We start from the raw sequence: 15,772 nt of genomic DNA on the forward strand, positions 1-15,772 counted from the left end.
CGCTGCCGTCAAAGACGTCTTGCCGTGATCAACATGGCCGATCGTGCCAATGTTGCAGTGCGGCTTATTCCGCTCAAACTTTTCCTTCGCCATCGTTCTAGGCTCCGTACCTTTTGTTCTTCGTTTTCGTTACCGACACCAGCGGAGCATTAGGCCAGTTTGGCGCGGACTTCATCCGCGACAGCCTGAGGCACCTGCTCATAGTGGTCGAACTGCATGGTATACTGCGCACGTCCCTGGCTCATCGAGCGCAGGGTATTCACATAACCGAACATGTTGGCCAGCGGGACCATGGCTTCGATCACGCGCGCATTTCCGCGCTGATCCATACCGCCCACTTGACCACGACGACTGTTCAGATCGCCGATGATGTCGCCCATATAGTCTTCCGGCGTCACAACCTCGACACTCATGATCGGCTCAAGAAGCCGGGGTCCGGCTTTCTGCATGCCTTCCTTGAAGGCGGCACGGGCCGCGATCTCGAACGCCAGCACGCTGGAGTCGACATCATGGGACGCACCGTCAGTCAGCGTGACCTTGAAGTCGATGACCGGGAAACCGGTGAGAACACCGCTATCCTTGGAGCTGTTCAGGCCCTTTTCGACGCCAGGGATGTATTCCTTCGGAATGTTACCGCCGACGACCTTGTTCTCGAAGACAAAGCCTTCGCCGGTTTCAGCCGGAGCAAACGTCATCTTCACCCGGGCGAACTGACCGGAACCACCGGTCTGCTTCTTGTGGGTGTAGTCGATATCAGCGGTTTTCGTAATCGTCTCACGATAGGCAACCTGCGGCGCGCCAACATTGGCGTCGACCTTGAATTCGCGACGCATACGGTCAACCAGGATCTCGAGGTGAAGCTCACCCATACCCTTGATCACCGTCTGGCCGCTTTCGTGGTCAACGGACACGCGGAAGGACGGATCCTCGGCCGCGAGGCGCTGCAGAGCGGTCGACATCTTTTCCTGGTCGCTCTTGGTCTTCGGCTCGACCGCGACTTCGATGACCGGATCCGGGAACTCCATGCGCTCCAGGATGACCTGCTTGGTCGGCTCGGTCAGGGTGTCACCGGTCGTGGTGTTCTTCAGGCCGGCGATGGCAACAATGTCACCAGCGCGCGCTTCCTTGATGTCTTCACGGCTGTTGGAATGCATGAGAAGCATGCGGCCAACGCGCTCGCGCTGATCCTTGACCGTATTCTGGGTCGACGTACCTGTTTCAAGCACACCCGAATAGACACGGACGAAGGTCAGAGTGCCAACGAACGGATCATTCATGACCTTGAAGGCGAGGCCGGCAAACGGCTCGTCATCGGACGGCTTGCGCTCGATCACCGTTTCGCCATCCATGGCAACGCCTTTGACGGCGCCGACATCAAGCGGGCTCGGCAGATAATCGACAACGGCGTCGAGGAGCGGCTGAACACCTTTGTTCTTGAACGCGGAACCACAGGTCACCGGAACGAAAGCGCCCGTAACGGTACCCTTACGGATGCAGGCCTTGAGGGTCGCCTCATCCGGCTCGGTACCCTCGAGATACGCTTCCATCGCGGCATCATCCTGCTCGACGGCAGTTTCGATGAGCTGGGCGCGGTACTCTTCGGCCTTGGCTTTCAGGTCGTCCGGAATATCGATGATCTCGAACTCGGCACCAAGGCTCTCGTCCAGCCAGCGAACGGCCTTCATCTTCAGGATATCGACGATACCGACAAAATCGGACTCGGACCCCATCGGCATCTGCATGACCAGCGGGGTCGCACCAAGGCGATCGATGATCATGTCGACACAGCGATAGAAGTCAGCGCCGATGCGATCCATCTTGTTGATGAAGCAGATCCGCGGGACATGATACTTGTCCGCCTGACGCCAGACCGTTTCAGACTGCGGCTCGACACCGGCAACGGAGTCGAACACGGCAACCGCGCCATCGAGAACCCGAAGCGCACGCTCGACCTCAATCGTGAAGTCAACGTGACCCGGTGTATCGATGATGTTGACCCGATGATCGTTCCAGAAACAGGTCGTCGCAGCCGAGGTGATCGTGATCCCCCGCTCCTGCTCCTGCTCCATCCAATCCATCGTGGCGGCGCCGTCGTGGACCTCACCGATCTTGTAGGAACGGCCTGTGTAATACAGCACGCGTTCCGTGGTCGTGGTCTTACCAGCATCGATGTGAGCCATGATGCCGATATTACGATAGCGCTCGAGCGGATGTGTCCTAGCCATGGCGTCCGTCCAAAATCCCTGGGTTACCAGCGGTAATGCGAGAATGCTTTGTTGGCGTCAGCCATACGGTGCGTGTCTTCACGCTTCTTCACTGCGGCGCCGCGATTGTTCACGGCATCCATCAGCTCACCGGAAAGCCGATCAACCATCGTGTTTTCAGAGCGCTTGCGCGCTGCGTCGATGGTCCAACGAATAGCCAGCGCCTGCGCCCGCTCGGTGCGAACTTCGACCGGCACCTGATAGGTCGCACCACCGACACGGCGGGAACGAACTTCAACAGTCGGCTTCACGTTGGCGAGCGCTTCGTGGAACACGGCGACCGGCGCCTGGCCGGTACGGGCCTCGACGCGATCAAAGGCACCGTAAACGATGCTTTCAGCCACGGACCGCTTGCCGTCATACATGAGGCAGCTCATGAACTTTGAGACCACTTCGTCGCCAAACTTGGCGTCGGGAAGGACCTCGCGTTTTTCTGCGCGGTGACGTCTGGACATCCGGTCTCTCCTTACTTAGGACGCTTCGCGCCGTATTTCGAGCGGCGCTGACGGCGGTCCTTGACACCCTGGGTATCCAGCGTGCCGCGAATGATGTGATAGCGCACACCGGGAAGATCCTTCACACGGCCGCCGCGGATCATCACGACGGAGTGTTCCTGAAGGTTGTGGCCTTCACCCGGAATGTAGCTAGTGACCTCGAAGCCGTTGGTAAGACGGACACGCGCGACTTTACGAAGCGCGGAGTTCGGCTTTTTCGGCGTCGTTGTGTAAACGCGCGTGCACACGCCACGCTTTTGCGGGCAGGCTTCCAGCGCAGGTACTTTATTGCGCTCGACAGGAGCCTTACGGCCCTGCCGAATCAGCTGGTTGATCGTCGGCATTCAGTCGACCCTCTCGACTTAAAACAATTATGCAAACAACAATCGGCCCCAGGGCACCGCCCTGCCGGCCAACCATTTCTTTGCGCGGCGTTCGAATTCGAACCTAGTGTTCAAGCGTTTCGCCGAGACTGCGTCTGAACAAACGTGCCGTTACCGACATCCTTGTCACCACCAGCCTCCAAAGGCTGGCGGATACTATTGACGCACCCTTGTGCGGTCAAGGACTGAATCCCGCTTTTTTCCGCATAGCGCCTATTTGCTGTCTGCAGATCGGAAAGCCACTAGATCCGGGCTTTCCAAGGAAATACCCGAACCCGGTTAAGGCTTTTCGCGCAAGATTCCGTCCCTCGTATGCCGAAGTCGAGCTCCGGCCGGAAAGACAACGGCGCCCGGAAGGTAATCCGGGCGCCGTCTGCGTTCGACTCGAACGATGTTTCGCGCTTTCGCGCCGTGTCTTATTCCGCGGCTGGGGCCTGCGCCTCCGACTCGGCTGCTTCCGCAATCGCCGGAGCTTCTTCCTTTGCCGGAGCCAACACCCGGTCGCGATCGGCGGCGATGCGCTTCAGGCGATTCATCACGCTGCCGGTACCAGCCGGGATCAAACGACCAACGATGACGTTTTCCTTCAGGCCTTCGAGCTGATCCTTCTTGCCGGAAACTGCCGCCTCGGTGAGGACGCGGGTGGTTTCCTGGAAGGACGCGGCGGAGATGAAGGACCGGGTCTGCAGGGATGCTTTGGTAATACCATGCAGGATCGGGATCGCCTTCGCCGGACGAAGATCTTCGGCGAGAGCCTTTTCGTTCGCCTCGTCGAACTCATCCCGGTCGACGGTCTCGCCAATCAGCAGCGTGGTATCGCCGGCGTCGGAGACTTCGACCTTCTGCAGCATCTGACGGACGATCACTTCAATATGCTTGTCGTTGATCTTCACGCCCTGCAGTCGGTAAACGTCCTGGATCTCGTTGATGATGTACTCAGCGAGTGCCTCGACACCAAGAACGTTCAGAATGTCATGCGGGACAGGGTTACCGTCCATCAACAGATCGCCGACCTGAACAAAGTCGCCTTCCTGAACCGCTAGGTGCTTGCCCTTCGGGATCAGATATTCGACCGTTTCCTTCTCGGCCTCCTGCGGCACAACCATGATCCGGCGTTTGGTCTTGTAGTCCTTGCCGAATTCAACGCGACCTTCGGATTCGCTGATAATCGCGTAATCCTTCGGCTTGCGAGCCTCGAAGAGTTCCGCAACCCGCGGCAGACCACCCGTGATATCGCGGGTCTTGGAAGATTCCCGCGGGATACGGGCCAGCACGTCGCCGGCACGAACCTGTGCACCATTATCAACCGACAAGATGGCGTCGACAGACATGAAGTAGCGAGCCTCGAGACCGTTGGCCAACTCGATGACCTCACCCTTCTCGTCCCGCAGGGTAACCCGCGGACGCAGGTCGCCACCACGCTGCTGCTGCTTCCAGTCGATGACCACGCGTGAAGCGATACCCGTTGCTTCGTCCGTGACTTCGTTCATGGAAACACCGTCGACGAGGTCGACATAGTGCGCCGTTCCTTCCCGCTCGGTGATGATCGGAATCGTGTACGGATCCCAATCGGCGATCTTGTCGCCCGGCTTCACGATCTGCTCGTCATCGACGAACAGACGGGAGCCGTACGGGATACGGTGACGGGCGCGCTCACGGCCCTGGTCGTCCTGCAGGATCACTTCCGTGTTCCGGCTCATCACGATCAGGATGCCTTCGGAGTTCGTCACAACGTTCCGGTTCAACACCTTCACACTGGCGTCGAACGCGGCTTCGATGCTCGACTGCTCGGCACCACGCTGGGCCGCACCGCCGATATGGAAGGTCCGCATGGTCAGCTGTGTGCCCGGCTCACCGATGGATTGGGCGGCAATGACGCCGACCGCTTCACCGATATTGACGCGGGTACCACGGGCCAGGTCACGACCGTAACAGCTGGCGCAAACGCCGACCTTGCTATCGCAGGTCAGCACCGAACGCAGGCGCACCTGGTCGATACCGGCACGCTCGATCGCGTCAACCAGCGGCTCGTCGATGATGGTCGTCGCATCCGCAATCTTCTCGCCCGTCAGCGGAGCGATCAGTTCGTCCGCACAGGTCCGGCCAAGGATACGCTCACTCAGCGGATCGATCACTTCGCCGCCTTCGACAACAGCCTTCACCGTGATGCCGCGCTCGGTGCCGCAATCCTCTTCGGTGATGATGCAATCCTGGGCGACGTCGACCAGACGGCGGGTCAGGTAACCGGAGTTCGCGGTCTTCAACGCGGTATCGGCCAGCCCCTTACGGGCACCGTGGGTAGAGTTGAAGTATTCAAGGACGGTCAGGCCCTCCTTGAAGTTCGAGATGATCGGCGTCTCGATGATCTCACCAGACGGCTTGGCCATCAGGCCCCGCATGCCGGCGAGCTGCTTGATCTGCGTTGCAGAACCACGGGCACCGGAATGGGCCATCATCCAGACCGAGTTGACGGGCTTGCCCGGCTCCTCGTTGGACATGTGCTCCATCATCTTCTCGGCAACCGCATCGGTGCAACGGGACCAGACGTCGATGACCTTGTTGTACTTCTCACCCTGGGTGATCAGGCCGTCGAGATACTGCTGCTCGAATTCCTTCACCTCGGAATGGGCCTCATCGACCAGTTCCTGCTTAGCGTCCGGGATGATCAGATCGTCCTTGCCGAACGAAATACCGGCGCGGCAGGCATGACCGAAACCGAGGGTCATCAGACGGTCGGCGAAGATCACCGTGTCCTTCTGACCGCAGTGGCGATAGACCTGATCGATAACGCTCTGCACTTCCTTCTTCGTCATCAGCTTGTTGATGACAGTGAAGGGAAGGTTCGGGTTTTTCGGCAGCAGCTCTGCGATCTTCAGGCGACCCGGCGTGGTTTCAACCCGCTTGGTCACTTCTTCACCGGTCTCGTCGAATGTTTCGACACGGGCGTGGATCTTGGTGTGCAGATTCACCGCGCCGGCATTCAGCGCGTGCTCAATCTCGGCCATTTCAGAGAAGACCATGCCCTCACCCGGCATGCTCTCACGCTCAATCGTCAAATAGTAGAGACCCAGAATGATGTCCTGAGACGGCACGATGATCGGCTTACCGTTCGCGGGGCTGAGGATGTTATTGGTCGACATCATCAACACGCGCGCTTCGAGCTGGGCTTCCAGGGAAAGCGGTACGTGGACCGCCATCTGGTCACCGTCGAAGTCGGCGTTGAACGCGGTACAGACCAGCGGATGCAGCTGGATCGCCTTGCCTTCGATCAGCACCGGCTCGAAAGCCTGGATACCGAGACGGTGAAGGGTCGGTGCACGGTTCAGCATGACCGGATGCTCGCGGATAACCTCTTCGAGGATATCCCAGACTTCCGGACGCTCCTTCTCCACCATCCGCTTTGCAGCCTTGATGGTGCTGGCGAGGCCATAGAGCTCTAGCTTCGAATAGATGAACGGCTTGAACAGTTCGAGCGCCATCTTCTTCGGCAACCCGCACTGATGCAGCATCAGGCTCGGGCCGACGACGATGACCGAACGGCCGGAATAATCGACGCGCTTGCCAAGCAGGTTCTGACGGAAGCGACCCTGCTTACCCTTCAGCATGTCGGAGAGGGACTTCAGCGGGCGCTTGTTGGCGCCGGTGATGACCCGGCCCCGGCGGCCGTTGTCGAACAGGGCATCGACGGATTCCTGCAGCATACGCTTTTCGTTGCGGACAATGATGTCCGGCGCACGCAGCTCGATCAGCCGCTTCAGACGGTTATTCCGGTTGATCACCCGACGATAGAGATCGTTCAGATCGGAGGTAGCGAAACGGCCTCCATCCAGGGGAACCAGCGGGCGCAGTTCCGGCGGAATGACCGGGATCACGTCGAGGATCATCCATTCCGGACGACAGCCAGACTCCTCGAAAGCCTCGATCAGCTTCAGACGCTTGACGAGCTTCTTGCGTTTGGCTTCGGAACCGGTTGTCCGCAGCTCTTCGCGAATGGTTTCCTTCTCCTCGTCAAGATCGAGGTTGACCATCATTTCTTTCAGCGCCTCGGCGCCGATCATGGCCTTGAAGGTATCCTCGCCGTACTCGTCCTGCGCGTCGTAGAAATCTTCTTCGCTGAGGAGCTGGCGGTATTTGAACGGCGTCAGTCCCGGCTCGACGACACAGAAGCTCTCGAAATAGAGGATCCGCTCCAGATCCTTCAGGGTCATGTCGAGCAACAGACCGATGCGGCTCGGCAGAGACTTCAGGAACCAGATGTGGGCAACCGGGGAGGCCAGTTCGATATGGCCCATCCGCTCGCGGCGTACCTTCGAGAGCGTGACTTCAACACCGCACTTCTCGCAGATAATGCCGCGGTATTTCATCCGCTTGTACTTGCCGCACAGGCATTCGTAGTCCTTGATCGGGCCAAAGATCCGGGCGCAGAACAGGCCATCGCGCTCCGGCTTAAAGGTCCGGTAGTTGATGGTCTCGGGCTTCTTGATTTCACCGAATGACCATGAGCGGATCCGCTCCGGGCTCGCGATAGCGATCCGGATGTGATCAAAGCTCTGTGGGCCGGACGGCTGACCAAAGATGTTCATCAACTCGTTCATCAAGCATCTCCTTACGTCACTGGGACGTTGTGCGCCGACTTACCATAGTGTGGGCGACGCGGCCGGGTACGGCAAGTCCGCACCCGGGAGGATAGAACCGGGCGGCCTCTGAAGAGACCACCCGGAATGGCTTACTGCTGGTCTTGTCCGAGCTCGACATTCAGACCGAGGGAGCGGAGTTCCTTCACGAGAACGTTGAAGGATTCCGGAATACCCGCCTCGAAATTGTCGTCGCCGCGAACAATCGCCTCGTACACCTTGGTCCGGCCGGACACATCGTCCGATTTCACCGTCAGCATTTCCTGCAGGGTATATGCAGCGCCGTAGGCTTCCAGGGCCCAGACCTCCATTTCCCCGAAACGCTGACCACCGAACTGCGCCTTACCACCCAGCGGCTGCTGGGTAACAAGGCTGTACGGGCCAATTGACCGTGCGTGGATCTTGTCATCCACCAAGTGGTGCAATTTCAGCATGTAGATGTAGCCGACGGTCACCTTCCGATCGAACACCTCGCCGGTCCGGCCATCGATCAGGGTAACCTGACCGGTGGAGTCGAGACCCGCCGTGTCCAGCATGGCGACAATGTCGTCTTCCTTGGCGCCATCGAACACCGGCGTACCCATCGGCACACCGCGGCTGAGGTTGCCGGCGAGTTCAAGAATCTCGCCGTCATCCAGCGGCTCGATCTCGGCCTTGTACTGCTTTTCGCCGTACACTTTCTCGAACAGCGCCTTGAAGCCGCCGGTCTTGGCCGTGTTGTGGATGTCGGACAGCATCTCGTTGATCTGCAGCCCAAGGCCATGCGACGCCCAACCGAGGTGGGTTTCAAGGATCTGCCCGACATTCATGCGGCTTGGCACGCCAAGCGGATTGAGCACGATGTCGACGGCGGTACCGTCCTCGAGATAAGGCATGTCCTCGACCGGGTTGATCTTGGAAATGACACCCTTGTTGCCGTGACGGCCGGCCATCTTGTCACCCGGCTGCAGCTTGCGCTTCACCGCGACGAAGACCTTGACCATCTTCATGACGCCCGGCGGCAGCTCGTCACCGCGCTGCAGCTTTTCGACCTTGTTGTCGAAGCGTGACTGGAGCTCTTCGACACTCTTGTCGAACTCGCCCTTGATCCCTTCCAGATATTCCATCCGGGATTCGTCTTCGACGGAGAACTGACGCCACTGGCCCTGGGTGTATTCGGCGAGCACTGCTTCGGTAATCTCGACGCCGCCCTTGAAGCCCTTCGGACCCTCGACCGACTTCTGACCGAGCAGTTGTTCCTTCAGACGGGCAAAGAAGCCACGCTCCAGAATTTTCCGCTCGTCGTCACGGTCCTTCGCAAGGCGCTCGATTTCCGACCGTTCAATGGCCAGAGCACGTTCGTCCTTGTCGACGCCACGGCGGGAGAAGACGCGGACCTCAACGACCGTACCTGTGCCCCCCGGCGGAACCTTCAGGGACGTATCACGGACGTCAGAAGCCTTTTCACCGAAGATCGCACGGAGGAGCTTTTCTTCCGGCGTCATCGGGCTTTCGCCCTTCGGCGTCACCTTACCGACGAGAATATCGCCCGGGTTCACCTCGGCACCGATATAGACGATACCGGCTTCGTCGAGGTTCTTCAGGGCTTCTTCGCCGACATTCGGAATGTCGCGTGTGATTTCTTCCTGACCCAGCTTGGTATCGCGGGCCATGATCTCGAATTCCTCGATATGGATCGAGGTGAAGACATCGTCACGGACGATGCGCTCGGAGATCAGGATCGAATCTTCGAAGTTGTAGCCATTCCAAGGCATGAAGGCGACGAGCACGTTACGGCCGAGCGCGAGCTCGCCCAGATCCGTGGACGGGCCATCAGCCATGATGTCGCCGGACTGAACCCGGTCACCAACCTTCACCAGCGGACGCTGGTTGATGCAGGTGTTCTGGTTCGAGCGCTGGAACTTCAACAGCGAGTAGATGTCGACGTTGCTTTCCGTACTGGCCGTCGCGTCAGTCGCACGGACAACAATACGTGTCGCGTCCACCTGATCGACAATGCCGGAGCGCTTGGCGACGATGGTCACGCCACTGTCGCGCGCGACGCGGGCTTCCATGCCGGTGCCAACATACGGCGCTTCGGCTTTCACCAGCGGCACCGCCTGCCGTTGCATGTTCGAGCCCATCAGCGCGCGGTTGGCGTCATCGTTCTCGAGGAACGGAATGAGCGCCGCGGCAACGGATACCAGCTGCTTCGGCGAGACGTCGATCAGATCGATATCTTCCGGACGGGCCAGACCGAAGTCGCCCTGACGGCGAACCGGGATGAGCTCTTCGACGAAACGGTTGTTGTCGTCGACCGGGGCGTTGGCCTGGGCCACCGTGTACCGGCCTTCTTCCATCGCGGAGATGTAACGGACATCGTCGGTCACAGTGCCTTCGACAACCTTGCGGTACGGGGTCTCGATGAAACCGTACTGGTTGACGCGGGCATAGGTGGCGAGAGAGTTGATCAGACCGATGTTCGGGCCTTCAGGCGTTTCAATCGGGCAGATCCGGCCATAGTGGGTCGGGTGCACGTCACGCACTTCGAAGCCTGCACGCTCACGGGTAAGGCCGCCCGGGCCAAGCGCCGAAAGACGGCGTTTGTGGGTAATCTCGGAGAGCGGGTTGGTCTGATCCATGAACTGGGACAGCTGCGAGGAGCCGAAGAATTCACGGACAGCAGCCGCCGCCGGCTTCGCATTGATCAGGTCATGCGGCATCACGGTATCGATCTCGACCGAGCTCATCCGCTCGCGGATCGCCCGCTCCATGCGCAGCAGACCGACACGATACTGGTTCTCCATCAGCTCGCCGACGGACCGGACACGGCGGTTGCCGAGATGGTCGATGTCGTCGATATCGCCCTTGCCGTCCTTCAGGTCGACCAGGATTTTCAGGATCGCCAGGATGTCGTCCTTGCGCAGGGTACGCAGCTGATCGTCGGTTTCCTGATCGAGACGCGCGTTCATCTTCACCCGGCCGACCGCAGAAAGGTCGTAGCGCTCGGAATCGAAGAACAGGCCGTTGAACAGGTTTTCCGCAGTCTCGAGGGTCGGCGGCTCACCCGGGCGCATGACCCGGTAGATATCGACCAGCGCTTCCTCGCGGGTGGTGTTCTTGTCCATCGCCAGCGTATTGCGCAGGTAGGCACCGACCGTCATGTGATCGATTGCCAGCACCGGCAGCTCTTCAATATCTGCTTCGGCAATCGTCTCGAGCAGCTCCTCGGTGATCTCGTCACCGGCCTCGACGATGATTTCGCCAGTGTCCGGATTGATGATGTCGATCGAGATGTACTGGGTGATCAGCTCTTCGCTCGGGACGTAAACGTCCTTGAGGCCGGCTTCAGCCAGTTTGCGTCCCAGTCGCGGGGTCATCTTGTCACCGAGCGAGGCAACAACCTCGCCAGAATCCGCATCGACCAGATCGCGGGTAAGCTTCTGGCCGCGCAGGCGGGAAACGTCAAAAGCGGTTTTCCAGCCTTCGCCGTTCTTCTTGAAGGTGATGGATTCGTAGAAGTAGCTGAGGATGTCCTCGGCGGTGAGGCCGGTCACCTGAGAGCGGTCCACGTCGACACCGGTCTCGTGGCACTGCTTCAGATAGGCTTCAGCCTGGTCGCTCATCAGCGCCAGCAGCAGCGTGGTCGCTGGCAGCTTGCGGCGACGGTCGATGCGCACATAAAGGATATCCTTGGCATCGAATTCAAAATCGAGCCAGGAGCCGCGGTACGGGATCACGCGGGCTGCGAAGAGAAACTTTCCGGACGAGTGGGTCTTGCCCTTGTCATGGTCGAAGAACACGCCCGGGGACCGGTGCATCTGGGAGACGATGACACGCTCGGTGCCGTTGATCACGAAGGTACCGTTCTTCGTCATCAGCGGCATGTCGCCCATATAGACGTCCTGCTCCTTGATATCGCGGATGGAGCGGGAGCCGGTCTCTTCCTCGACGTCCCAGACGACGAGACGCAGGGTCACCTTGAGCGGCGCCGCGAAAGTGATTCCGCGCTGCTGGCATTCCTCAACGTCATATTTCGGCGTCTCGAGCTCATAGCTGACGAACTCGAGCATTGCGCGCTCAGAGAAATCCTTGATCGGGAAAACCGACTTGAAGACTTCCTGGAGCCCCAGAACCTGCCGGTCTTCAATCGACACGTCTTTCTGCAGGAACAGATCGTAGGAGCTTTTCTGAACCTCAATGAGATTCGGCATTGGGGACGCTTCGGAAATGCGCCCGAAATCCTTGCGCACACGCTTGCGACTGGTGAAGGAACCAACGGAGGAAATCGCCATGGTCAAACCTCGCCCACCTTTCGTTCGAACAGGAGCGGTCGGGACGGGTATCCGTCCGCTCCATGGCTCCCGCGCCCGCCGCGAGAACCGCCTTATCAGCCTGACCGGGGAAACCGGTCTCCTAGCCTTACCGCTGATGCCGAGGCAGCAACGGTAAGAACAGGAAAAGGGCAGGGCGACGAGCGCGTCTACCGACGCGCCCGCACCCCACCCGTATTCCAGAGTAACGCCAAGGCGTTACTTCAGCTCGACGGTCGCACCAGCTTCCTCGAGTTTCTTCTTCAGCTCTTCGGCTTCGTCCTTGGAAGCACCTTCCTTCACAGGCTTCGGTGCACCTTCGACGAGATCCTTGGCTTCTTTCAGGCCGAGACCGGTGATCGCGCGAACTTCTTTGATCACGTTGATCTTCTTGTCGCCAGCAGCCATCAGGACAACGTCAAAGGAGTCCTTCTCTTCTGCAGCGGCACCACCGGCATCGCCACCACCTGCAACGGCTGCAACAGCAACCGGAGCAGCAGCGGAAACGCCCCATTTGTCTTCAAGCAGCTTGGACAGTTCGGCCGCTTCGAGGACCGTCAGTTTGGAAAGCTCATCAACAAGCTTCTCAAGATCAGCCATTAGTAAATACTCCAGACTTGAGCTTCGTTAAACGGAGTGGAACGCCCACTCACCCCTCTTGACTGCCACGGGCGGAAAGCACCCGAGCCATTTGACCGGCAGGTGCCTGCAGAACACCAGCGACCTTGGTCGCCGGGGCTTGCAGCAAGCCCAGCAGCTTTGCACGCAGTGCGTCGAGAGACGGCAACTTGGCGAGAGCCTTGACCTGCTCGACATCGAGCATTTTTGTGCCGAGAGCCCCGGCGACAATGGACAGTTTCTCGTTGGCGTTGGCGAACTCGACGGCAACCTTGGCAGCGGCAACCGGATCTTCTGACGTAGCAATCGCCGTCGGACCCGTGAAGGACGCTTCAAGGTTTTCGTACTCCGTGCCTTTCAGAGCGAGACGAGCGATCCGATTTTTCGTGACTTTGTATCGGGCCCCTGCTGAACGCATCTTGCCGCGAAGGTCATTGACCTCATCGACAGTCAGACCGACCTGATGGGTAACCACGACGAGCGCGGAATCCGAAAAGGTCTTGTTCAGGGTCTCGACCAGAGCCGCTTTTTCAGTACGGTTCACTGATCATCTCCGCATCTGCGGGCCTCAGCACAATGCCGAAGCCCCCTTTGCACATGAACCGACGAACACCATGCCCGTCGGCCCGGTTCGCCTGTCCCAGAAGCTCAAACGTTAGTCTGACCCGGCATACCGGGATCGAATTCCGTTTTCACCCCTGTCTGTACGGGAAGATTAAGCCGCCGTGGCCGAAGCCGCTTTGGCACCCGTAGTCTCGGACAGGTCAGGGCCGATCCGAAGGCCGGCCCCTGTTTCCCGCGCCCTTACAGGCACCGGAAATCACACTCAATACTAGGAAGCGCCCAGTATAGAGGTATCCACTTTCACACCCGGCCCCATCGTGGAGCAAAGCGCGATACGCTGAACGTAAGTGCCCTTGGCACCTGTCGGCTTCGCGCGGGTGATCGCATCAACAAATGCGTTCGCATTCTCGAGCAGCTGCTCCTCGGAGAAGCTGGCCTTGCCGATGCCGGCATGAACGATACCGGCACGCTCGACGCGGAACTCGACCTGACCGGCTTTAGCGGCCGTCACGGCAGCAGCCACGTCCGGGGTCACTGTACCGAGCTTCGGGTTCGGCATCAGGCCGCGCGGGCCCAGCACCTTACCGAGACGACCGACGAGGGCCATCATGTCCGGCGTCGCGATGACACGGTCGAAATCCATCCGGCCATCCTGGATTTCCTTCATCAGGTCATCCGAACCGACGATTTCGGCACCAGCCTCACGCGCTTCGTCAGCTTTCGCATCTTTCGCGAAAACCGCGACGCGAACGTCCTTACCCGTGCCGTGCGGCAGGGCGACAACGCCACGAACCATCTGATCGGCGTGACGCGGGTCAACACCGAGGTTCATGGAGATCTCGACGGTCTCGTCGAACTTAGCCTTGGCGCCGTTCTTGACCAGTTTCACAGCTTCGTCGAGAGCGTGCAGCTTCAGCCGATCGACGCTCTCATAGGCGCCCTTGAGACGCTTACCCAGTTTCGCCATCGTCTTACTCCACAACCTCAACGCCCATGGAACGGGCGGAACCGCGGATCATCTGGCATGCGCCTTCAAGATCGACGGCGTTCAGATCCGGCATCTTCGTCTCGGCGATCTCACGGACCTGGTCCATGGTGATCTTGCCGACGATTTCCTTGCTCGGGTTGCTCGCGCCCTTCGGAAGCTTCGCGGCCTTCTTGATGAAGAAGCTTGCCGGCGGAGTCTTGGTCACGAACGAGAACGTACGGTCCTGATAAGCGGTGATCACGACCGGGATCGGCATGCCTTTTTCAAGGTTGCCGGTAGCCGCGTTGAACGCCTTGCAGAATTCCATGATGTTAAGCCCGCGCTGACCCAGCGCCGGGCCGACCGGCGGAGACGGATTCGCCTCACCGGCCTTGATCTCCAGCTTGATGTAGCCAGCGATCTTTTTCGCCATTGTACTTACCTCTCATAGTGCCGGGTGGTGCGGGCTCCCAAGGTTTTCAGGAAGACCTCCCACGCGAACATCAATTTGAACGTTAGATCTTTTCGACCTGGGTGTATTCCAGCTCGACGGGTGTCGACCGTCCAAAAATCGACACCGCAACCTTGAGACGGGATTTTTCTTCGTCCACATCCTCAACATATCCGTTGAAGGACGCGAACGGTCCGTCGGAAACACGTACCTGCTCGCCGATCTCGAAGATGACGGAGGGCTTCGGCCGCTCCACACCTTCGGCGACCTGCTTGATGATCCTCTCGGCCTCGGACCTGGAGATGGCCTGGGGCTTGCCCTTGCTGCCGAGAAAACCGGTAACCTTCGGCTGGTCCTGAACCAGGTGCCAGCTTTGATCGGTCAACTCCATCTTCACGAGGATGTAGCCCGGGAAAAACTTGCGCTCAGCGTTCACTTTCGCGCCGCGTCGCATTTCCACGACTTCCTCGGTCGGAACCAAAACTTCTTCGATCAGGTCTTCCATCTCATGCGCGGCTGCCTGCTCGCGAATTGATTGCGCGACCTTCTTCTCGAAGCCGGAATAGACATGGAGGACGTACCAACGCGGTGCCAATGGCCTAAGCCCCCAAACCCAATATAAATTTCACACCCCACGACAGCGCGCCATCGACGAGGAAAAAGAAGATAGACGCAAGCGTCACCATGATGAAAACCATCATGGTGCCCACACCCGTTTCCTTGCGGCTCGCCCAGGTCACCTTGGATACTTCCTGGCGAACCTGCCGGACGAACTGCGCCGGAGAGACCTTTACCATCGTGATCCGTTTCTGTCAGCCGGGCTGTATAGCGCCCCGGCAGAATGAAATCAACTGTAGTGAAGCGTGGCAGGAGTGGCAGGGATCGAACCCGCAACCCCCGGTTTTGGAGACCGGTGCTCTACCAATTGAGCTACACTCCTATACCGCGCTGCAAGTTGCCGCCCCAATCTCTCATGCTGAGAGGCAGGGCGGCAGCCTGTTATTCAAATCTTACTCGACGATTTTGGCAACGACGCCGGCGCCAACGGTGCGGCCACCTTCGCGGATAGCGAAGCGCAGGCCTTCATCCATGGCAATCGGCGCGA

The 15,772-nt window shown here is 59.2% G+C and carries 13 protein-coding genes and 1 tRNA gene; all 14 read right to left on the reverse strand.

What is annotated here, in order from left to right; all coding sequences use genetic code 11:
• The coding region (locus K328_RS26545) for a GTP-binding protein (RefSeq protein ID WP_205620562.1) at positions 1-93 on the reverse strand (93 nt) is incomplete at its 3' end.
• Positions 94-149: 56 nt separating this feature from the next.
• Entirely contained in the window at positions 150-2,225 is a 2,076-nt protein-coding gene (gene fusA, locus K328_RS0100690) for an elongation factor G (protein ID WP_028464330.1), read from the reverse strand.
• Positions 2,226-2,248: 23 nt separating this feature from the next.
• The gene (gene rpsG / locus K328_RS0100695) at positions 2,249-2,719 is read right to left on the reverse strand and encodes a 30S ribosomal protein S7 (RefSeq protein WP_028464331.1); all 471 of its coding nucleotides are present in this window, start codon (positions 2,717-2,719) and stop codon (positions 2,249-2,251) included.
• An 11-nt stretch (positions 2,720-2,730) separates the two neighbouring features.
• Complete coding sequence (rpsL, locus tag K328_RS0100700) at positions 2,731-3,102, reverse strand: 30S ribosomal protein S12 (protein ID WP_028464332.1); 372 nt, start codon at positions 3,100-3,102, stop codon at positions 2,731-2,733.
• 455 nt (positions 3,103-3,557) lie between these two features.
• Positions 3,558-7,736, reverse strand: a complete 4,179-nt coding sequence (gene rpoC, locus K328_RS0100705; RefSeq protein WP_028464333.1) for a DNA-directed RNA polymerase subunit beta' — start codon at positions 7,734-7,736, stop codon at positions 3,558-3,560.
• Positions 7,737-7,867: 131 nt separating this feature from the next.
• On the reverse strand, positions 7,868-12,049 hold the full coding sequence (gene rpoB / locus K328_RS0100710; RefSeq protein ID WP_028464334.1) for a DNA-directed RNA polymerase subunit beta: 4,182 nt from the start codon (positions 12,047-12,049) through the stop codon (positions 7,868-7,870).
• Positions 12,050-12,286: 237 nt separating this feature from the next.
• Entirely contained in the window at positions 12,287-12,667 is a 381-nt protein-coding gene (gene rplL / locus K328_RS0100715; RefSeq protein ID WP_028464335.1) for a 50S ribosomal protein L7/L12, read from the reverse strand.
• Between the two features lie 49 nt (positions 12,668-12,716).
• Positions 12,717-13,229 (reverse strand): 50S ribosomal protein L10, encoded by a 513-nt coding sequence (rplJ, locus tag K328_RS0100720; RefSeq protein WP_028464336.1) that lies wholly within the window; start codon positions 13,227-13,229, stop codon positions 12,717-12,719.
• Between the two features lie 288 nt (positions 13,230-13,517).
• Positions 13,518-14,216 carry a 50S ribosomal protein L1 gene (rplA, locus tag K328_RS0100725; protein ID WP_028464337.1) on the reverse strand — a complete coding sequence of 233 codons (699 nt, stop codon included), beginning with the start codon at positions 14,214-14,216 and terminating at the stop codon, positions 13,518-13,520.
• 4 nt (positions 14,217-14,220) lie between these two features.
• On the reverse strand, positions 14,221-14,649 hold the full coding sequence (gene rplK, locus K328_RS0100730) for a 50S ribosomal protein L11 (protein ID WP_028464338.1): 429 nt from the start codon (positions 14,647-14,649) through the stop codon (positions 14,221-14,223).
• A gap of 82 nt (positions 14,650-14,731) precedes the next feature.
• A complete protein-coding gene (nusG, locus tag K328_RS0100735; RefSeq protein ID WP_028464339.1) occupies positions 14,732-15,262 on the reverse strand; it encodes a transcription termination/antitermination protein NusG in 531 nt (176 codons plus the stop codon).
• 4 nt (positions 15,263-15,266) lie between these two features.
• Positions 15,267-15,464 carry a preprotein translocase subunit SecE gene (gene secE / locus K328_RS0100740; RefSeq protein ID WP_028464340.1) on the reverse strand — a complete coding sequence of 66 codons (198 nt, stop codon included), beginning with the start codon at positions 15,462-15,464 and terminating at the stop codon, positions 15,267-15,269.
• A 67-nt stretch (positions 15,465-15,531) separates the two neighbouring features.
• A tRNA-Trp gene (locus K328_RS0100745) sits at positions 15,532-15,607 on the reverse strand.
• A gap of 70 nt (positions 15,608-15,677) precedes the next feature.
• Positions 15,678-15,772, reverse strand: a 95-nt coding sequence (locus K328_RS27060; protein ID WP_084608033.1) for an EF-Tu C-terminal domain-related protein, incomplete at its 5' end; no start/stop codon positions are given.

The sequence above is a fragment of the Nisaea denitrificans DSM 18348 genome, assembly GCF_000426505.1.
Classification (GTDB): domain Bacteria; phylum Pseudomonadota; class Alphaproteobacteria; order Thalassobaculales; family Thalassobaculaceae; genus Nisaea; species Nisaea denitrificans.